The following is a 22,230-nucleotide window of genomic DNA, read 5'->3' as shown; positions in this document are numbered from 1 at the left end:
TAAAAATTTGAATATCCGCATTTCACCCAATTGCCTTGTAGGGGCGTATTGCATACGCCCCGAAAACATTCACGTGGATTAGTTGGCGTATTCGGGCGTATGCGATACGCCCCTACATGGGATGTTTGCGGATATTCAACATGAATATATTGTTTTGTCGGGTAAGTGTATTCCTCATCCGTTTTTTATTTCTCACCGGAACAGTTGTTTCCGTATTTGGGTTACATTACCGTTTCATCCAGCTTCTATTTATGGTTTTCATGTGAAAACCGTACGGTTTCCATATCGAGAACGTACGGTTTCCAATTCAAAACCATACGGTTTTGATATCGAGAACATAAAAGTATGCTTTCTGGAAGAACGATATGACTTACATGCAAAACCAAATGGTTCCTTCATACCTGCCGTTCATTCCAGGATAGGGACATTGATTTCTTCGTTTGACTCGTTCCATTCGTCAACGGTGAAACTGCCCGAATCTTCTTCTTCCAGGATATTGCCGATGCTGATATCAAGTGTCAGCTTGTTGTTGGCTTCCAGTGGGGCATTCAGTGTTTGTTTGAACGTCTTGGTCTTTCCGTTGGCAAGTGTGATGAAGACTTGGAGTTCGGGGGTGCCGAAAGAAGGAAACATCATCACTGTGCCGTTACTCATTTCTTTGTCGTCGTCAGAGCGGACCAGCGGGAAAGCTACAGTGCAGGCTTTTCCCTCAGGCTGGGCGGTGTAAAAGTTCAGCTTTTCCGCAATGTGTGTTACCCGTACTTCTACGTTTTCGATATTATTGCTCAAAGCATTGCCTTTGTTGTCTTTTAACGTTACTTTCAGTCCGCTCACTACCCGGTGCAGGTCTGCGTCCAGGTCTTCTGTCCCGACATTTACCGGGCGGCGGGCATGTACGAGGTCGAAAGTGGGATAATAGGTCGTGTCATTGGAAATGGCAAGCAGGCTGAAGTCTTGTTGGGCAAAGTCTTCACCGATGCTGTAGTTGGGTTCTCGTACATTCGGATAAGCGTAAATGGGTTCGGTATACTGGGGTGTGCCCCAATAAACCATGTCGTATGTACCGGCAGGCAGGCTTACTTCCTGGTTGTTTGCATTGGGATAAACAGAACCGTCTTTGATGAAATAATATCCATGGAAAGGTGTCAGTTTCTGGTTTACATAATTTCCATAATAAATGGATGTGCTTTCGTTGCAGGGAGCTACGCTCAGTACTCCTGTAAAAGGTTTGTTTCCGTCACGGGTGAATATGCCCATGTACATGGCAGGACTGATCAGGTCGGATGCCGGGTTTTCGGGAGCTACCGGAGTGTCATCGTTGTGGCAGCTTGTCACGAATAGGGCAAGTACTGTCAAGAATGCTAATTTTTTCATTACTTATTGGTTTTTAATTGGTTCTATAGATATAACACGCCGGTTGTCCCTTTTGTTCTTACAGCAGGAAGAAAATGTCCGAAAGCCTGTGTCTTTTGCTGTTGCCTTCATGTCTGTGGACGTATACGGTCCGAAAAGGCAAACCGTAACGGTTGCTTCGGCGTATCCGGCATGGGGTGAAAGGCAAGGTTCATTTAGAAGCTGTTTTGAATTTCTCCAAAAAGTTTTTCTTGGCTTGATGTATCCTTTTTCGTGTGTGCTTTGGGCGATTTTTTGGTCCTTTCCGCTTCTGTTCTTCGTCAGATAGCCCGCTATCTTCCTCATCACACAAGCGGAAATGCCTCAAAAACTCATCCAAATCAGCGCACGATAAATTCAAAACAGCTTCTTAGAAAAAAACGGGTGCGCTTGCTTTTTTCTCGTTTTTTTGTTTCTTTTGTAATCGAAAACAAACAAAGCCTTTCATCTTATTATGCTGAAAAAACAGATTTTTATTGCATTGTTTATTATACTGGCATGTGCCGGAGGTCGTGCACACCGCTATATGTTCAAGCATTTGGAAGTAGCCGACGGGCTTTCCAGCAATACGGTTTATTCTATTTATCAGGATCGGGACGGATTTATGTGGTTCGGTACGCGGAACGGGTTGAACCGTTATGACGGGTATACTTTCCGCGTGTTCCGGCATTTGAATAATGACCCGTATTCGTTGCCCGATAATGTGGTAGCGAATATTTGTGAGAGTCCCGAAGGCAAGCTTTGGATAAAGACAGAACGTGAATATGCTTTGTTTGATAAAGATAAAGAGATTTTTATCAATGATTTGAGCGGATTTATGAAACAATTGGGCAGCAACGCTAAAAATCCGTTGTATGTTTATGTAGACAAGAAAGGATATACGTGGCTGTATGTTGCCGGAGAGGGGTGTTACCGCTATAAACAAGGAGAAGAGCCGAAAGTCTTTGTATTGCGGGAAAACGGCTTGCCTGTATCGGGTATCAGTGTGGTGGGAGAGTGCCGTGACGGGATTTTGTTGTTGTATGATAATGGGTTGCTGGTCTGCATCGGGCGTGACGAACTGAATCTGAAATGGAAAAAAGATGATATACCGGCTCAACTTCCGAAGGGGAAATACGTTCAGTTTTCGCTTTTTACGGATGCTGATGACTGTGTGTGGATATACAGCGTGTTGGGGCTGTGGGTATATGATGTGCCAACCGGACGCTGGCGCGATGACTGGGCGGCTCCGTGGAGGCATCAGACAGACTTTGTGCATGCGGTGGCGCAGGATAAGGCCGGACGCATTTGGCTGGCAAAGGATTACAAGGGCATTGACGTGTTCGACAAAAAGACTGGCGAGGTCGTGAATCTGACAAATCATGCAGACGATGAACGTAGCTTGTGCCATAATACGGTGTATCAGCTTTATGTCGACCGTAACGGTTTGGTATGGGCAGGTACTTACAAGAAAGGTATTTCGTATTACGGAGAAAGTATTTTCAAGTTTCATTTCCAGTCTTTGGGCGATATTACGTGCATCGAACAGGAAGATGCGCATCGGTTGTGGCTGGGAACCAACGATGACGGGTTGCTTTTATGGAATGTCAAGACACGCAAGTTTGAGGAATATGGTTCCCGGCGGATTGATTCGAATCCGATTGTTGCACTGTTGAAAGCACGTGACGGGAAATTATGGGCTGGCACTTTCAATGGCGGATTGTATTGCCTGGATAAGGGAAAGACAGTCCGGTATACCATGGCGGATGGCTTGTCGAGTAACAATGTCTGGGACTTGGTGGAAGACCGGGAAGGTAACCTGTGGATTGGGTATCTGGATGCAGGGATGCAATGCTTTCATCCGCAAACTGGTAAAATGGAAACCTACACGACTGCCAATTCGGATTTGCCCGACAACCTGATTAATTCGCTTTGCCTTTTGCCCGACAATACGCTGGTCATTGGTACGGTGGGTGTAGCATGCATGAACTTGCAGGACAGGACGATTTACAAGGTGCCGTCGATGTCGGGAGAGCGAAACGATTTTGGGGTCAACCAGGTATTTGGAGACAGCCGGGGGCTGGTATGGATTGCCACTCTTGAAGGATTGAAAATGTATGACCCGAAATCTCAAGTCTTGAGAGATTTTCCCGAAATTACAGGCGAGGAAGGGGAGATGATTTCGGGGATTGCTGAAGACCATGGGCATAATCTGTGGGTATCATCGACACGGAGGATGGTTCATATCAAAGTGTCGCGTCAGGGTGAAGAAGACTATTCGTTTGAACCGCATGTATATGATAATGCGGACGGGCTTCAGAACTGCGATTTCAACTTGCGTTCCATCAAGACCTTGAGGGACGGAACAATTGTGGCGGGAGGACTTTATGGCTTGAATATTTTTAATCCGGGTGAAATCAGTTACAACACACAGCTGCCGAATGTCTTGTTCTCCGGCTTGTCTTTGTTTGACAAGGAGGTGGAGGTAGGCAAAACGTATGAAGGCAATCTGATATTGCCCGAAGACTTGAACAAGGTCCGTAAGGTGGAATTGGACTACAGGCAGAATATTTTTACCATAGAACTGGCTACGGATAATTTCATCTTGCCGGAAAAGACATTGTTCCGGTATAAACTGGAAGGAATCGGTAAGGACTGGTTGTCGCTTCCGGCAGGTGCTTACCGGCTTATATTTACGAATCTGAATCATGGCGTTTATACCTTGAAAGTGAAGGCGGTCAATAGCGATGGCTATGAAAGCAAGGAGATGGCACAACTGAAATTGATTGTGCATCCACCTTTCTGGCTGTCGTGGTGGGCTTACCTGCTTTATGTGATTATGGGCATAAGTGCATTGTTGTTTGCGCGGCGTTTGACTTTGAAGCGTGAACGCGAAAAGTTCCGCATGCAGCAGATAGAGCAAGAAGCAGCCCGGAAGGAGGAAATCAATCAGATGAAGTTCCGTTTCTTTACCAACATCAGCCACGAATTGCGTACGCCATTGACTTTGATTATTGCTCCGCTGGAAGATTTGTTGAAGAAAACGGCAGATGATGAATCGAAGCGCACCGTGTTGCAGCTGATGTACCGCAATGCGCAGCGTCTGTTGATGTTGGTCAACCAGTTGCTGGACTTCCGGAAAGGAGAGATGAGCGGACATCACCTGTCTTTGTCGGAAGGAGATATTGTGGGGTATATCCATGAGGTCTGCAATTCGTTTTTGTCAATGGCAGACAAGAAGCATATCCGGTTTTCTTTCTTTTCGGGGGTGGATGCGTTTTCGATGGCTTTCGATGCCGACAAGATAGGGAAGGTGGTGATGAACCTGCTTTCCAATGCCTTTAAGTTTACTCCTGAGGGCGGACGTGTCACCGTGATGCTGGAGTATGTGGAAGGCGATTCGAACGTATTCGAGATAAAGGTTTCAGATACAGGAATCGGCATCCCCGACGGTGAAAAGGAACATATCTTCGAGCGTTTTTACCAGACAGAGCATAAGGGGCAGGATGAAATGACGGGAAGCGGCATCGGCTTGAGCCTGGTGCGGGATTTTGTCAGGCTGCATGACGGTACGGTGGAAGTCTTTGATAACATCGGTACGGGAGCAGTATTTGTGGTGTGCTTGCCGGTAAGGCATGTCGACGTAAAGGCAGAATTGCCTAAACCGGTATGTGTGCCTATGGATGAAGGGCAGGAGACGGCAATGGCGTCAACCGACCGGAAGGATTTCCCGCTTTTGCTTGTCGTGGATGACAACGAGGATTTCCGGTTGTTTATGCGGCATAGTCTGGAATTGCAATACCGGGTAGAGGTTGCCTCGAACGGGCAAGAGGCTTTGTCTAAGATACAGGAGTTACAGCCTGATTTGGTCATCAGCGATGTGATGATGCCCGGTATGGATGGAAACGAACTGTGCAGGCTGATAAAAGGAGACAAGCGTACGGCACACATCCCGGTTATCCTGCTGACGGCGCGTCAGGCGGTGGAATCGAAAGTGAAAGGACTGGAGACGGGAGCGGACGACTATGTGACCAAACCTTTCAACATGACTGTATTGGTGTTGCGCATCCGGAAACTGATAGAATTGAGCCGCTATCATCGGTCTGCACAAACATCGACCATAGACCCGGCTCCGAGCGAAATACTCATTACGTCCTTGGATGAAAAGCTGATAGAGAAGGCTGTGAAATATGTGGAAGAAAACATTTCGAGAAGCGATTTGTCGGTAGAGGAATTGAGCCGTGAACTGGGGATGAGCCGTGTGCACCTTTATAAGAAGTTGTTGCAGATTACCGGTAAGACTCCCATTGAGTTTATCCGGGTTATCCGGTTGAAAAGAGCAGCCCAGTTGTTGCGTGAAAGCCAGCTGCACGTGTCGGAAATTGCCTATGAAGTAGGTTTTAACAACCCTAAATATTTCAGCCGTTACTTTAAGGAGGAATTTGGCGTTTTGCCCTCTGCCTATCAGGAAAAAGAGGGTAAATAACAAATGACACCCAACTTGGTAACAAATGAGACCTAAAGAGACAAAAGACAATCCTTGTATAAAACATTTGAAAGCCGGGAATAGGCAGACAATGTGTAATTTTGTGCATAGATAATTTATGGTTTAACTTTAAACATCAGTTGGGTATGAATATGAAAAACATTTCTTATTGCCTGCTCGCCGGATTATTGTTTGGTGCATGTTCCGGAAACGTTTATGAAGAGACAGACAAGGGTGTAATCGTAAAAGTACAGCAAAAGGGCGACACAGATGTGCGTCTGGTTCGTTTTCAGGTGATGGGTGAAAAACTTATCCACGTGTCGGCAACGCCTGAAAAGAAATTTGCCGACCGGCAAAGTCTGGTTGTTGTTCCTCAAACGGAGCAGACTCCCTTTACGGTAGCGCAACAAGGCGATACCATTACGGTATCTACCGATGAGGTGCGTGCTTCGGTGCTGGCGTCTACGGGTGAAGTATGGTTTACCGATGAAGACGGTAACATGATTCTGCAGGAAAACAAAGGGGGAGGGAAAACATTTGCTCCGATCGAAGTAGAAGGCACGAAGGGATACACGATCCGTCAGGTATTCGAGTCGCCCGATGACGAGGCGTTCTATGGCCTGGGGCAACATCAGGCGGACGAGTTCAACTACAAAGGTAAGAATGAGGAGTTGTTCCAATACAATACGAAGGTGTCTGTGCCTTTTATCGTATCGAACAAGAATTACGGTGTGTTGCTTGACAGTTATTCGCTCTGCCGTTTCGGTAATCCCAATGATTATTCACAATTGGGGGAAGTGTTCAAGCTTTATGACAAGGATGGAAAAGAAGGTGCCATTACCGGTACATACGTGCCTGCCGAAGGGTCGGGGGCGGAGACCTTGGTGCGCCGTGAGGATTCGCTCTATTTCGAGCATCTGGTAAGAGGCGATTTGGGACATGTGGTGAACTTGCCTAAAGATTTTCCTTTCTATGGTTCGAAGGTGACGTATGAAGGTTCTATCGAACCGTCGGAAAGCGGAGAATTCAAGTTTATTCTGTATTATGCGGGATATACAAAGATATACATCGATAACCAGCTGGTGGTGCCTGAACGTTGGCGTACGGCGTGGAACCCGAACAGCTATAAGTTCTCGGTCAATCTGGAAGCCGGAAAGCGTGTGCCGCTCAAAGTGGAATGGATTCCCGACGGAGCCGTATCTTATTCCGGACTTCGTGTATACAGTCCGGTAGACCCGAAAGAACAGGGCAAGCAATCGTGGTGGAGCGAAATGACGCGGCAACTGGATTATTATTTTATCGCGGGTGACGATATGGACGAGGTCATCAGCGGCTACCGTACGCTGACGGGCAAGTCGCCGATTATGCCGAAATGGGCGATGGGGTATTGGCAAAGCCGTGAGAAATACAATACGCAAGCCGAAATGCTGGGTGCCTTGAAAGGGTTCCGCGACCGCCGGATTCCTATTGACAACATCGTGCTTGACTGGAACCACTGGCCCGAAAATGCTTGGGGAAGCCATGAGTTCGACAAGGCACGTTTCCCCAATCCGAAAGCAATGGTAGATTCTATTCACGCCATGCACGGACGGATGATGATTTCCGTATGGCCGAAATTCTATACGACAACCGAACATTTCAAGGAATTTGATGAGAAGGGCTGGATGTACCAGCAATCGGTAAAGGACAGTTTGAAGGACTGGGTAGGTCCGGGTTATACATACGGATTCTATGATGCCTATAGTGCCGATGCACGCAAGTTGTTCTGGAACCAGATGTACGAGCATTATTATCCGTTGGGCATTGATGCCTGGTGGATGGATGCCAGCGAGCCGAACGTGCGCGATTGTACTGATTTGCAATACCGCAAGGATTTGTGCGGTCCTACGGCATTAGGCTCCTCGGCTGAATACTTCAATGCTTACGCTTTGATGAATGCCGATGCTATCTATAACGGCCAGCGTGGAGTAGATAACAATAAACGTGTATTCTTGCTGACCCGTTCGGGCTTTACCGGATTGCAGCGTTATTCTACCGCTACGTGGAGCGGTGACATCGCTACCCGTTGGGAAGACATGAAGGCACAGATATCAGCCGGACTGAACTTTGCCATGAGCGGCATTCCATATTGGACGATGGACATTGGCGGATTCTGTGTAGAAAACCGTTACGTGGCAGGTCAGAAGCAATGGAACGAGACAAAGACCGAGAATGCCGACTATAAGGAATGGCGTGAGCTGAATACGCGTTGGTTCCAGTTCGGCGCGTTCTGTCCGCTGTACCGTGCCCATGGTCAGTATCCGTTGCGCGAGCCGTGGGAAATTGCTCCAGAAGGGCATCCGGCTTATAACTCCATTGTTTATTATACGAAGTTGCGCTACAACCTGATGCCGTATATCTATTCTCTGGCAGGCATGACCTGGTTTAAGGATTATACGATTATGCGTCCGCTGGTGATGGATTTCACATCTGATACGAATGTAAATAACATCGGTGACCAGTTTATGTTCGGTCCTTCCTTTATGGTATCTCCGGTATATAAATACGGTGCCCGTTCGCGTGAGGTTTATTTTCCGAAAGCGGAAGGTTGGTATGATTTCTATACCGGCAAGTTCCAGCAGGGTGGTGTGAAGGCAGATGTGAAAGCGCCTTACGAGCGTGTACCGCTTTACGTGCGTGCCGGTTCTATCGTTCCGTTCGGTGAGGATATGCAATATACCGATGAAAAGCCGGCAGATCGCATTGTACTTTATGTATATCAAGGTGCCGATGGAGAGTTTACGCTGTACGAAGACGAAGGTGTGAACTATAACTACGAGCAGGGCAAGTATGCCATGATTCCGATGGAATACGATGAGGAAGAAAAGACTTTGACCATTGGCAAGCGTGAGGGTTCATTCCCCGGTATGCTGGAGAAACGTACCTTTACCGTGGTAAAGGTGAATCCTGACAAGGCACAGCCTTTCGACTTGAATGCCAAAGGTGTAACGGTGGACTATACGGGTGAAGAAGTATCGGTGAAATTATAAATGAAATAGAACACAGAGACACGGAGGCACAGAGGATTTTAATTTTATAGCTCTGTGTCTTTGTGCCTCTGTGTTCAATAAAAGAAACAACCATGAAGAAATTAGCTTCTCTTTTATGCGGAGTATGTTGCCTGCTTTTAGCTTCGTGTGCGGCATCTCCGGAAAAAGTCCGCGAGAAGATAGACTTCAACGACGGCTGGCGTTTCCTGTTAGGAGACGAACCGCAAGCGGAAGAAGTCGGTTTTGCTGATACGGCGTGGCGTGCGCTCGACTTGCCTCATGATTGGGCGATAGAGGGCGACTTCAGTCAGGATAATCCGTCCGGTACAGGCGGAGGGGCTTTGCCCGGAGGCATCGGATGGTACCGTAAGACTTTCGTTCCCGATAAAGCCGATGCGGATAAGAAGTTCCGTATCGTGTTTGATGGGGTCTATATGAATTCGGAAGTATTTCTCAACGGTGTGTCTCTGGGGCATCGTCCGTATGGATACATTACTTTCAGTTACGACCTTACCCCGCATCTCAAGTGGGGCGAAAAGAATGTGCTTGCCGTGCGTGTGGACAATTCCGAACAGCCTAATTCACGCTGGTATTCGGGATGCGGCATTTACCGGAATGTATGGCTGGTGAAGACCGGTGCGGTGCATGTGGCAGAATGGGGAACGTATGCTACGGTGAGTGAGGTGAGTGATGCGCAGGCGGATTTGGATATTCAGACCCGTGTAGCAAATGAATCAGCTATGCCTGCTCAGGTGAAGGTGCATTCTTCTTTGCTGGATGCGGAAGGGCTTATCGTTGCAAGTGGAGAAACGGACTGTTTCGTAGAAGCCGGGAAGGAAACCGAGGTCTCGCAACAGCTAAAGGTCGGGAATCCCGAACGGTGGGATATTGATACACCTTATTTATATACCTTATTGACCGAAGTGGTACAAGAAGGGAAACAGGTCGACCGTTATGAAACGCCTGTAGGTATCCGTTCGTTTTCTTTTGATGCCGAAAAGGGATTTATCCTTAACGGAAGACCGATGAAGATAAACGGGGTATGTATGCATCACGATTTGGGATGCTTGGGAGCGGCGGTCAATGTGCGTGCCATGGAACGCCAGCTGGAAATCCTGAAAGAGATGGGATGCAACGGCATCCGGTGTTCGCACAATCCTCCTGCGCCCGAATTGCTCGACTTGTGCGACCGGATGGGGTTCATCGTCATGGATGAGGCGTTCGACATGTGGCGCAAGAAGAAGACCTCGCACGACTATGCCCGCTATTTTGATGAGTGGTATGAACGGGATTTGCGCGATTTCATCTTGCGCGACCGCAACCATCCCTCCATATTTATTTGGAGCATCGGCAACGAAGTGTTGGAGCAGTGGAGCGATGCCAAAGCCGATACGTTAAGTCTGGAAGAAGCGAACCTGATTCTGAACTTCGGGCATTCGGCGGATATGTTGGCAAAAGAAGGGGAGATGAGTGTCAATTCATTGCTGGCGAAGAGGCTGGCTGAGTTTGTAAAGGCACTCGACCCGACACGTCCCATTACGACCGGATGCAATGAACCGAATCCGGCAAACCATTTGTTCAAGTCGGGAGCTATGGACATTATCGGGTACAATTATCATAACGCGAATATTCCCGATGTGCCTAAGAATTTCCCTAACAAGCCTTTTATAATCACCGAAAGCAATTCGGCTCTTGCCACACGCGGGTATTACCGGATGCCGAGCGATAAGGTTACCGTTTGTCCCGACCGTTGGGACAAGCCGTATTACGACCCGACTTTCGCTTGCTCGGCATATGACAATTGCCATGTGCCTTGGGGAAACACGCATGAGGAAACTATAAAGCTGATTCGTGACAATGCTTTCATCAGCGGGCAATATGTGTGGACGGGATTCGACTATATCGGCGAGCCTACTCCTTACGGATGGCCTGCACGCAGCTCGTATTTTGGCATCGTCGACCTTGCCGGATTTCCGAAGGATGCCTATTACCTCTATCAGGCGGAGTGGTCGGACAAGCCTGTGCTCCATCTTTTCCCGCACTGGAACTGGACGCCGGGACAGGATATTGATATGTGGTGCTATTACAACAATGCCGACGAGGTGGAACTTTTTGTCAACGGCAAGTCGCAAGGCGTGAAGGCGAAGACTCCTGATTGCCTGCATGCGGCATGGCGTGTCAAGTTCGAGCCGGGAAGCGTGAAGGTGGTGGCACGTAAAGAAGGAAAGGTAGTAGGCGAGAAAGAAATCCGTACAGCCGGAACCCCTGCCCAAATCCGCCTGACTCCCGATCGTTCCAACTTGTATGCCGATGGGCGTGACTTGAGTTTCGTAACGGTAGAGATTTTGGATAAGGATGGCAATCTGTGTCCGAACGCCGACAATTTGGTCCGTTTTCAGGTAGAAGGCAATGCTTTTATAGCCGGAGTGGATAACGGAAGCCCCATTTCGATGGAGCGGTTCAAGGACAATAAGCGCAAGGCTTTTTACGGCAAGTGCCTCGTGGTATTGCAAAACACGGGAGATGCCGGAGGTGCCCGCCTGAAGGCGGTTTCCGATGGCTTGCGTGATGCCGAAGTATCGATAACAGCAGAATAAAATTATAAAACAGAAAACCATGAAAAAACAATTATTGACAATATGTGCTAGTGTGGCGTTATCCCTGTCTGCACCGATGGCGCAAACGGTGGAAACGCTTCCGGTGTATTTGGACGACAGCCAGCCGATAGAAGCGCGCGTGCAGGATGCCTTGAGCCGGATGACGGTAGAGGAAAAGGCACGCCTGAGTTATGCGCAGGGAAAATTCAGTTCGCCCGGATGTCCGCGTCTGGGCATTCCTGAACTGTGGTATTCCGACGGCCCTCACGGGGTACGTGCCGAAATCAATTGGAACGACTGGGGATATGCCGGATGGACTAGCGACAGTTGTACGGCTTTTCCGGCATTGACATGCCTTGCTGCTACATGGAATCTTGAACTTTCGGGCAAATACGGAAAAGCATTGGGCGAAGAAGCCTTATATCGTGGCAAGGACGTGCAGCTGGGACCGGGCGTGAACATATACCGCACGCCTTTGAACGGACGTAACTTTGAATACATGGGCGAAGACCCTTACCTCGCCGCCGAGATGTGTGTGCCTTACATTCAGGAGTTGCAGAAGAACGGAGTAGCGGCTTGCGTGAAACATTATGCGCTCAACAATCAGGAATTGTGGCGCGGGCATATCGATGTGGAGGTGAGCGACCGTGCCTTGTACGAAATCTATCTGCCTGCATTCAAGGCGGCGGTAGAGCGGGGCGGGGCATGGAGCATTATGGGAGCTTATAATAAAGTACGCGGTACGCACGCCACGCATCACAAGCTTTTGAATAATGACATTCTGAAAGGCGAATGGAAGTTCGACGGGTGTGTGGTGACCGACTGGGGAGCGGCACACGATACGTACGAAGCCGCCATGTACGGGCTTGACCTCGAAATGGGCTCTTACACCAACGGATTGACCTCGGAGTCGGAGTTCGGTTATGATGACTATTATTTGGGCAAAGCTTACTTGAAGATGATAAAAGAAGGCAAGATTCCGATGGAGGTGGTCGATGACAAGGCAGGGCGCGTGCTCCGTCTGATTTTCCGCACGGCAATGAACCGCAAAAAGCCTTTCGGCTCGATGGCTTCGCCGGCACATTATCAGGTGGCATACGAAGTGGCAACCGAGGGGACAGTGCTCCTGAAGAACGGAAACGGGAAGAAACAGGCAGGCTTGCTTCCGATTGTTCCCGGCGCGTATAAAAACATCCTTGTGGTAGGCGACAATGCGGTGCGCAACCTGATGCAGGGAGGAGGCTCTTCGGAACTGAAGCCCAAAGATTTCATTTCTCCCTTGGACGGTTTGCGTAAAAAGTACGGCAATGTGACGTATGCGCAAGGTTATAAGGCAGGGCGTCCGATGTATGGCAATGTGGAAGAGATTCCGCAGGCGGTGATGGATTCGTTGCGTGAGGATGCCGTGGCAAAGGCGAAGGAAGCCGACTTGGTCATTTATGTAGGCGGACTGAACAAAAACCATCAGCAGGATTGCGAGGCGGGCGACCGCATTACCTATAACTTGCCTTTCGGGCAAGATGAACTGATTCGTTCGTTGCTCGAAGTAAATAAGAATATGGTAGTCGTTTTGATAAGCGGGAATGCGGTGGCGATGCCGTGGCTCGATGACGTTCCGTCTGTGGTGCAGACTTGGTATTTGGGTACGATTACCGGAAACGCGTTGGCAGATGTGCTGAGCGGCGAAGTCAATCCCAGTGGGAAACTTCCTTTCTCTTACCCTGTGAAACTGGAGGACTGCCCAGCCCATGCTTTCGATGCGCTTTGCTATCCGGGTGACAGCATCCGCGAAGTATATAAGGAAGACATTCTTGTGGGGTACCGCTGGTATGACACCAAGAAAATTGAACCGATGTTCCCGTTCGGCTATGGGATGAGCTACACGACTTTCGAATACGGCAAACCGGCGATTTCGGCTAAGGCGATGAATAAAGACGGAAGCCTTACGGTTTCGGTAAAAGTAAAGAATACGGGAACGGTAGCCGGCAAGGAGATTGTCCAGCTTTACATCGGCGACGATAAGTGCTCCGTGCTTCGTCCTGTAAAGGAGCTGAAAGGCTTCCGAAAAGTGGATCTTCGGCCGGGTGAAGAAAAAGAAGTGACTTTCACCGTTACTCCCGATGCCTTGAAATTCTTCGATGATAAGCGTCACGAATGGGTAGCGGAACCGGGTAAATTCAAGGCGTATATCGGCGCATCGTCTGCGGATATACGCGGTGCGGTTTCGTTCGAACTGCTCTGAAAGGCTTTTCTTCGTTGAAGAATAAAAAAACAGAGGCTGCCTCAAGTCGGACTTTGAGGCAGCCTCTGTTGTTAATGTGCGAAGCGGGAAAGATTCCAATGCTTCTGTGGCGTTTTTCAGTTGCCGTAAGGGTGCGGCGCGTCTCCCGTGCGTCTGAAAGTGCCGCCGTAGGGTCAGTTGCGGAACTTCAATCCGTCGGCATTGCGTTCTACCACAATCGGTTTTGTGCGGTCGACTTCCTGAGCCAGCAGTTTCTTCGACAAATCGTTGAGCAGGTAACGCTGGATGGCACGCTTGACCGGACGTGCACCGAATTCGGGGTCGAATCCTGCCGTAGCAAGGAACTCGACGGCTTCGTCGGTCATCTGTAGTGTTACGCCATTGTCGGCAAGCATCTTCTGTATGCCGTTGATTTGCAGGCGTACAATCTGCTTGATTTGGTCTTTATCCAACGGCTGGAACATGATGATTTCATCGATACGGTTCAAGAACTCCGGACGGATGGTCTTTTTCAGCATCTCCATCACTTCTTTCTTGGTGTCTTCTACAATCTGGTCATGGTTCTGGTCGTTAATCTTCTCAAACTGACTTTGTATGTATGAGCTTCCCAAGTTGGAGGTCATGATGATGATGGTGTTCTTGAAGTTCACCGTACGTCCCTTATTGTCCGTCAGACGTCCGTCGTCCAATACCTGAAGCAGGATATTGAAGACATCAGGGTGCGCTTTCTCGATTTCATCGAACAGTACGACCGAGTAAGGTTTCCGGCGCACGGCTTCGGTCAGCTGACCGCCCTCGTCATAACCTACGTATCCCGGAGGCGCACCAATTAGACGCGAGACGGTATGTTTCTCCTGATACTCACTCATGTCAATACGGGTCATCAGCGATTCGTCATCGAACAGGTATTCTGCCAGTGCTTTTGCCAGTTCGGTCTTACCTACACCGGTGGTGCCCAGGAAGATGAACGAGCCGATGGGGCGTTTCGGGTCTTGCAGTCCTGCACGGCTCCGGCGCACGGCGTCTGCTACGGCTTCGATGGCTTCGTCTTGTCCGATAACACGTTTGTGCAGTTCGTCTTCCAAATGGAGCAGCTTGTCGCGTTCGCTTTGCAGCATCTTGCTTACCGGTATTCCCGTCCAGCGCGATACTACATCGGCTATATCCTCGGCAGTTACCTCTTCCTTAATCATGGCGTTGTCGCCCTGCTTTTTCTTCAGGTCTTCTTGGATGCTCTTGATTTCGTTTTCCAATGCCTGCAGTTTTCCGTATCGGATTTCTGCCACTTTTCCGTAGTCGCCTTCACGTTCGGCACGGTCGGCTTCGAACTTCAATTGCTCGATTTCCTTCTTGTTCTGCTGTATCTTGTTCACCAGTTCCTTCTCGCTCTGCCATTTGGCTTTGTAAGAAGTGTCTTGTTCCTTGAGTTCGGCTATTTCCTTGTTCAGCTGGGCAAGTTTGGCTTCATCCTTTTCCCGCTTGATGGCTTCGCGCTCGATTTCCAGTTGTTTCAACCGGCGTTCGATTTCGTCCAGCTCTTCGGGAAGCGAATCACGCTCCATACGGAGTTTTGCGGCTGCCTCGTCCATCAGGTCGATAGCCTTATCGGGCAAGAAACGGTCGGTGATGTAACGGTTGCTCAGTTCTACGGCGGCAATGATGGCTTCGTCTTTGATACGCACTTGGTGGTGGTTCTCGTAACGCTCCTTCAAGCCACGCAGGATAGAGATAGAGCTTGCCGTGTCGGGTTCGTCCACCATGACGGTCTGGAACCTACGCTCCAAGGCTTTATCCTTTTCGAAATACTTCTGGTATTCGTCAAGGGTAGTGGCACCGATGCTCCGCAGTTCGCCACGTGCCAATGCCGGTTTCAGGATATTGGCTGCATCCATGGCACCTTCACCTTTTCCTGCACCTACCAGTGTGTGGATTTCATCAATGAACAGGATGATGTTTCCCTCTGATTTCTTCACCTCGTTGATAACCGATTTCAGCCGCTCTTCGAATTCGCCTTTGTATTTGGCGCCGGCAATCAGCGCACCCATATCCAGTGAGAAGAGCTGTTTGTTCTTCAGGTTTTCGGGTACGTCACCACGCAGGATACGTTGGGCAAGCCCTTCTACAATAGCGGTCTTACCGGTACCCGGCTCACCAATCAGAATCGGGTTGTTCTTCGTACGCCGGCTTAATATCTGAAGCACACGGCGGATTTCCTCATCACGTCCGATTACGGGGTCGAGTTTTCCGGTACGGGCTGCCTCAATCAGGTTGATGGCATACTTGTTCAGCGACTGGTAGGTATCTTCGCTCGATTGCGAAGTTACTTTCTGTCCTTGCCGCAGTTCGCTGATGGCTGCACGCAGTTCCTTGTCGGTCAGTCCGGCATCCTTCAGCATGGTGGAAACGGTGCTCTTCACATTCAGCAGAGCGAGCAGCAGCGCTTCCAGTGATACATACTCGTCACCTAATCCTTTCGAGTATTCGATGGCTTTCTGCAATACCTCGTTTGCATCACGGCTCAGGTAGGGTTCTCCTCCCGATACCTTCGGCAGAGAAGCAATCTGCCTGTCGAGTACCGTTTCGATTTGTTGGCCGTTGATGCCCAGTTTCTGGAAAATGAAGTTTGTCACATTTTCTCCTACTTTCAGCACCCCTGCCATCAAATGTTCGGGCTCGATGGCTTGCTGTCCGCGGCTTTGTACCAGATTGACCGCTTCTTGCACAGCTTCTTGCGATTTGATTGTAAAGTTGTTAAAGTTCATATATTCTCCTTTCTTGATTTCTTGTTTCAATGATTACATTCTATCTTCTTCAAATAGTTTGCCAATTGGAAAAATGAATATATATCTGACTAAAAGTCAGTATGTTATAAAATAAATCTGCAAGTTTGTCCGATGTATGTACAAATTGTCAGTAAAGTTTTCGTATCTTTATCGCGGAAACTGATTAGATTGTGCTGATATGGAAAAGAAAATACCTTTTGAACCCGTGGTGATGTTGATAGACGCAACTTATTTGGAGCGTGTCGGAACTGATTTGGTACGGCACTTTACTCCGCTCATCAAGCGGGATTTGCCCAAAGCCGACTTGGCTGTTTTGTTGGAATGCCTTGCATTGGATGCCGGGGTACCTTTAGGAGACAATAAGGTTCAAGTCGTTTTTGTCTACGATGGGGCAGACAAGCATTTATCGTTTTGTACTCCTTCCGATTTAGAAAAAGAACTTCATGCCATGGCTTTCAAGAGCCAGTTGGGCGAGTTCTCCTTGTATGCTTTCCAGCCTTCGGGATTTTCTTCGCGTGAAGATTTGTTTCTTGAGTCGTTCCAATTGCTGGGAGAATCGAAAGAGGTGCGGAAGATTATCGTAGTGCCCGATGAGGACGGGTATGGAGAACAGTTGGGCTCTTATATAAATAAGGTGGAAGAAGGCAAAGACGGGGTAACCGTGTTTGGTATGAATCCGCCGGCTTATCAAGGCGCATTTGCTTTCGAAATGTTGGGCTTTGCTATTCTTCAGGCGTTGGGCATTCGCCCCGATGAACTGTAAGAGCGGAAGAAATGATGCCTGTTTTTCAGGAAACGCAGAGACGCAAAAAGTGAAGATTGATTTTGCGTCTCTGCGTTTGGATTTATTTACATCTTGCTTTCCATACGGCGAAAAGCAATCCCGATATGATGAAAGCGGCTATAGCCGAGATGTAGCCTACGATAGTTGGCAAGCCGAAACTATCCTTGGAAATGAGCAGGAACGAAAGGCAGACCGCCGTCATGAACATGGCAGGAAGAAGCGTAATCCAATAATTTTTCTTCTTCCGTACCAGGTAAACGGTTATTGTCCAAAGCGTGAATACCGCTAATGTTTGGTTAGCCCATCCGAAATAATTCCATATCACGTTGAATCCGTCTGCATCGGCAATGTTATACCATAATAGCGCTAAGGTGACTCCGAATACGGGGATGCAAATGTAGATGCGTTTGCGTATGGAGTGTTGTTCCAAGTGCAGGAATTCGGCAATGATAAGCCGGGCACTGCGCAGGGCTGTATCGCCGCTGGTGATTGGGGCGGCTACTACTCCCAATATTGCCAGGGCGCCGCCGAATACTCCCAGCCATCCTTGAGATACGGTGGTAACGACTTCGGGCGCTTGCAGGGTAGCCGGCACGCCTAACTCTCCGGCGGCACCTCCATAAAAGAAGTACATCGATACGGTGGCCCATATCAGAGCGACTACTCCTTCGGTTATCATGGCTCCATAGAACAAGGGGCGTCCTTGGCGTTCACTCTTGATGCACCGTGCCATAAGCGGGCTTTGGGTGGCATGGAAACCGCTGATGGCTCCGCAGGCAATGGTGATGAACAGGCAGGGGAATATGGTTCCTGAAGCCGGATTCATGTTTGTAAGCCCGTCGGTCAGTTCGGGCAAGGAAGGCCATTTGATAAAGAGCACGCCCATTAAGGCGATTGCCATAAACAGCATGGCTATGGCAAAAATCGGATAGATGCGTCCGATAATCTTATCGATGGGCAGCATGGTGGCAAGGAAGTAATAGGCGAAAATGATGAGGCACCAGATGTACACCCACGTTAGCGAGTCGCTGCAAAGTTTTCCTAAAATGATAGCAGGGCTATAAACGAATACGGCACCTACCATTAATAAGAGGAATACGGAGAAAACCAGCATTACTTTCTTGGTGCGTCCGCCCAGATAAGCGCCTACCAGTTCGGGCAATCCGGCTCCGCCATGGCGCATGGAGAGCATGCCGCTTAAATAATCGTGCACGGCTCCGGCAAAGATGCAGCCTAATACAATCCACAGGTAAGCAGAAGGACCGAACTTGGCTCCCATGATGGCACCGAAGATAGGGCCTGTTCCGGCAATGTTCAGGAATTGAATCATAAAAATCTTCCATCCGGGAAGTACCACGTAATCGACCCCGTCCGCCATGCTGACCGCAGGGGTAGGGCGGTCATCGGGAGCAAATATACGCTCTACGATACGCCCATAAATGAGATAGCCCACTACGAGGGCTATCAGGCTCAACACAAATGTTATCATAGTTTTTCAGTAATTAAATTGTTTCATATTGTAACAAATCGCTGCAAAACTACGAATAATTCTTTAAATATGATTGGTTCTGCTATTGAAAAAACGAAGAAACGCAGATTTGCATGGATTCTTTTTATTATTTATCCACGTAAATCTGCGCTAATCTGTGTTTAAATCGTTTCTTTGTGAGACATCACATCAACGCCGGAACCAGCCATTTCGTGAGCAGGTATCCGCCTCCCACCAGCCATACATATAATAATCCGGCAAGAAGGAACGGTTTGGCGCCCGCTTGCTTGAACTTCTCGATGCTGGTATCTGTGCCCAGTGCCGTCATCGCCATGGTCAGCATAAAGGTATCGATGTATTCGATGGCGCCGTTCAGCGGGATTTCTTTTACACTCTCTACACCTAATATATATTGTAGGAAAGAGTTGAGGCAGATGATGCCGATAAATCCGAAGGCAAACCAGGGGATGGTGATTTTGCTTTTACCCGAGGTGCTTCCGGTTTCAGCCGACTTGCGTTTGGCAAGTGCGAAACTCATGATAACCAATACCGGGGCAAGCATCATGACGCGAATCATCTTGGTAATGGTGGCTGTACCGGCTATGCCCAAGGCATCGGTCGGGTCCATGGCATTGCCGGCTCCGGCTACGTGTGCCACTTCGTGAAGTGTGCTTCCGGTATAGATAGCCGTACCGATGTTCCCTAATGCGTCCAGTAATCCGGCGCGGTACATAATCGGGTATAAGAACATGGAAATGGTACCGAAGATAACGACCGTAGATACCGCAATGGCGGTTTTATGCCCTTCACATTTTACCACCGGTTCGGCTCCCAGTACTGCTGCCGCACCGCAAATGGCACTTCCCGTAGCGGTCATGAGCGAAGTGTCCTTGTCCATTTTCAAGGCACGTCCCAGCCATACGCCCAGTCCGATGGTGCCAGCCACGATGAGGGTATCAATGAGGATGGCGGGAAGCCCTACCGCTACTACTTGTGTAAGGGTCAGGCGAAAACCGTAAAGCACGATGCCGGCACGCAGGATTTGCTTGGTGCAGAACTTGATGCCCGGTACCCATGTCTCTGGCAACCGGTTCCGTAAGCTGTTGGCATACAGCATGCCTAATATGATGCCCACGATAAGCGGGCTGAACGAGAGACTTCTGACGAAGGGGATTTCGGCGATATAGAAAGCCGCGAATGAGAAGAGGGCGATAAGCAAGATACCGTGTAGGGTATTTCCCCTATTTCCTTTTTCGAACATATACACAATGAATTTTAATGGTTATTTTTTTCTTTGCGGGTGCAAAGGTAGGTGATTAAATCCAATAAACCTATTGAAAAAGAATTATTCGTGATAAACTCAAGTAATAACGGATAAGGGAAGCCCGCTTGTTTGCCATAAGCGGAATGTGGTTTCCGCTTGTGGCATCCATGCGCATAAATCATCTGTCACAGGCATCAGAACCCGTTCAGAAGAGGAACAGTTCATGTCCGTTTCCCTTTCCTCTTCTATTTGCGATAATTATATGTAATCCTATTGAAAACAAGTAAAAATGTAAAAAGAATCTTCGTATTAGGAAAGGTTTCCGGTTTGTCTCTCGCTTTTACCCGAAAGTTCCCAAATGTACGAAAAAGTTAAATACTTTACAAATTCTATGCCGTGTTTTTTGTCAGGAAATTGTATATTTGCTCCGAATTTTCAAAAAGCATTAAAAAAGAGGTTTGAATGAAGAGACAAATACTATTGGCACTGGTATGGGGGGCGGTGCTTTTCGCTCATGCACAAGGAAAAATGGAGCCGGACTTCCGTTCGCCTTTCGACTTTCCGCTTTTATTGAGCGCGAACTTTGGTGAATTGCGTCCCAATCATTTCCATAACGGTTTGGACATCAAGACCGGAGGCGTGACAGGAAAACCTATTTACAGTGTAGCGGAAGGCTATGTGTCGCGCGTCATGGTGCTGCATGGCGGATATGGGCAAGCTTTGTTCGTGACCCATCCCAACGGATTCACTTCGGTATACGGACACGTGGTTTCGTTCGCTCCGAAGATTCAGGAATATGTCCGTAAGTATCAGTACGAACATGAGACGTTCGTATGCGACATTCGCATCGAGCCGGATGTGCTTCCCATAGAAAAGGGAGAAATGATTGCGTTGAGCGGAAACGAAGGCTCATCGGCAGGGCCGCACCTGCACCTGGAGTTGCGCCGGAACGATAACGGGGATTATGTCGACCCCATGCCTTACTTCCGGAAATACCTGAAGGATGACCGTTCGCCCGTGGCAAGCCTGATAGGGCTTTATCCCGTAAAGGGCAGGGGAGTGGTAGATGGAAGTTCCCGGCGCAAGCTGGTAGGGGCTGGAAACCTGAAGCAACGCTTTACGGCATGGGGAGAAATCTATACGGGCATTGCCGCTAAGGATTATATGAGCGGGACTTCCAATTTCTATGGCGTGCATTCGGTGACGCTTTATGTCGATTCGGTACAGGTTTTCCGGAGTGTTACCGATGAAGTTTCGGCAAATGAGAACCGGATGATAAACAGCTTTATCGATTATGGGGAGTACGCGAAAACCCGCCGGCTCGTCATGCGTTCGTATAAGGCTCCGGGCAATAGCTTGCGTTTATTGGAGACGGATGACGCAAGGGGCATCGTGACGATAGACGAGGAGCGTGATTATCATTTCCGGTATGTGCTGGAGGATAATTTCGGGAACAAGCGTTCATACCGCTTCACGGTATCGGGAAAGCGGCAGGATATCCCTGTTTACGAGCCTCAGGCCAAGCGGGTGTTGCATTGGAACCAGACCAATGTCGTACAGGAACCGGGCATGAACCTGATTGTTCCGAAAGCCATGGTGTATGAAGATACCGAACTGGATACCCGTGTGGTGAGTGATAGCGGGAAAATCTCGTTCGACTATGTGCTTGATGCGGGACCTGCACCTTTGCATGGCTTTTGCCCGTTGGAAATAGGCGTGCGCCGTTTGCCCGTAGCAGACACCACGAAATATTACATCGAGCAACGGGTGGGCAAGTGGAAAGCATCGGTGGGAGGAACATACGCCAACGGTTGGGTAAAGGCAACCGTCCGTACGCTCGGTACATTTTCGGTACAGACAGATACGGTCGCTCCCCGCATCACTCCCTTGGGAAGAGGCACTTGGCGTACGAACCGCAACATACGTTTCCGGGTGAGCGATGCGCAGACTGGGATTGCTTCGTATAAGGTTTATGTCGACGGAGAGTTTGTATTGTTCGGGCTGAAGAAGGGAGTCTTGGTCATTCAAGACCCTGAGCGGATAAAGAAAGGCGTGGCTCACCGGCTGGAAGTCATCGTGAAAGACGGATGCGGGAACGAGGCACGAGAGGAATATGAATTCTGAATATAGGTGCATCGGGCGATGCATTTAAATCCGCGTCAATCTGCGGGTATCTGCGTTTCAG

10 protein-coding genes are annotated in these 22,230 nt (G+C 48.9%); 6 read left to right on the top strand and 4 right to left on the bottom strand.

What is annotated here, in order from left to right; all coding sequences use genetic code 11:
• Positions 1-408: 408 nt before the first annotated feature.
• Positions 409-1,374 (bottom strand): FimB/Mfa2 family fimbrial subunit, encoded by a 966-nt coding sequence (locus BACSA_RS04475; protein ID WP_013616928.1) that lies wholly within the window; start codon positions 1,372-1,374, stop codon positions 409-411.
• A gap of 472 nt (positions 1,375-1,846) precedes the next feature.
• Here BACSA_RS04475 and BACSA_RS04465 point away from each other — a divergent pair, with 472 nt between their 5' ends.
• From BACSA_RS04465 to BACSA_RS04450, 4 genes are all read left to right on the top strand, one after another.
• Entirely contained in the window at positions 1,847-5,857 is a 4,011-nt protein-coding gene (locus BACSA_RS04465; RefSeq protein ID WP_013616927.1) for a hybrid sensor histidine kinase/response regulator transcription factor, read from the top strand.
• A 146-nt stretch (positions 5,858-6,003) separates the two neighbouring features.
• Complete coding sequence (locus BACSA_RS04460) at positions 6,004-8,886, top strand: TIM-barrel domain-containing protein (RefSeq protein ID WP_013616926.1); 2,883 nt, start codon at positions 6,004-6,006, stop codon at positions 8,884-8,886.
• A gap of 92 nt (positions 8,887-8,978) precedes the next feature.
• The gene (locus BACSA_RS04455) at positions 8,979-11,483 is read left to right on the top strand and encodes a glycoside hydrolase family 2 TIM barrel-domain containing protein (RefSeq protein WP_013616925.1); all 2,505 of its coding nucleotides are present in this window, start codon (positions 8,979-8,981) and stop codon (positions 11,481-11,483) included.
• 19 nt (positions 11,484-11,502) lie between these two features.
• On the top strand, positions 11,503-13,725 hold the full coding sequence (locus tag BACSA_RS04450) for a glycoside hydrolase family 3 C-terminal domain-containing protein (protein ID WP_013616924.1): 2,223 nt from the start codon (positions 11,503-11,505) through the stop codon (positions 13,723-13,725).
• A gap of 173 nt (positions 13,726-13,898) precedes the next feature.
• Here BACSA_RS04450 and clpB read toward each other — a convergent pair whose 3' ends face one another.
• Entirely contained in the window at positions 13,899-16,487 is a 2,589-nt protein-coding gene (clpB, locus tag BACSA_RS04445; protein WP_013616923.1) for an ATP-dependent chaperone ClpB, read from the bottom strand.
• Positions 16,488-16,686: 199 nt separating this feature from the next.
• On the opposite strand from clpB, the gene BACSA_RS04440 reads away from it, so the two are divergent.
• Positions 16,687-17,271, top strand: coding sequence for a DUF6621 family protein (locus BACSA_RS04440; RefSeq protein WP_013616922.1), 585 nt, complete (start codon positions 16,687-16,689; stop codon positions 17,269-17,271).
• An 82-nt stretch (positions 17,272-17,353) separates the two neighbouring features.
• On the opposite strand, the gene BACSA_RS04435 is transcribed toward BACSA_RS04440, so the two are convergent.
• Together BACSA_RS04435 and BACSA_RS04430 are read right to left on the bottom strand one after the other, a co-directional pair.
• Positions 17,354-18,781, bottom strand: coding sequence for a carbon starvation CstA family protein (locus BACSA_RS04435; RefSeq protein WP_013616921.1), 1,428 nt, complete (start codon positions 18,779-18,781; stop codon positions 17,354-17,356).
• Positions 18,782-18,965: 184 nt separating this feature from the next.
• Entirely contained in the window at positions 18,966-20,042 is a 1,077-nt protein-coding gene (locus BACSA_RS04430; RefSeq protein ID WP_013616920.1) for a YeiH family protein, read from the bottom strand.
• Positions 20,043-20,507: 465 nt separating this feature from the next.
• Between BACSA_RS04430 and BACSA_RS04425 the strand changes: the two genes are divergently transcribed.
• On the top strand, positions 20,508-22,169 hold the full coding sequence (locus BACSA_RS04425; RefSeq protein WP_013616919.1) for a M23 family metallopeptidase: 1,662 nt from the start codon (positions 20,508-20,510) through the stop codon (positions 22,167-22,169).
• Positions 22,170-22,230: the final 61 nt, after the last annotated feature.

The organism is Phocaeicola salanitronis DSM 18170 (assembly GCF_000190575.1).
GTDB lineage: Bacteria > Bacteroidota > Bacteroidia > Bacteroidales > Bacteroidaceae > Phocaeicola > Phocaeicola salanitronis.
Note: the sequence above shows the minus strand (reverse complement) of the source record. Positions and strands in the feature narration are given on the sequence as shown.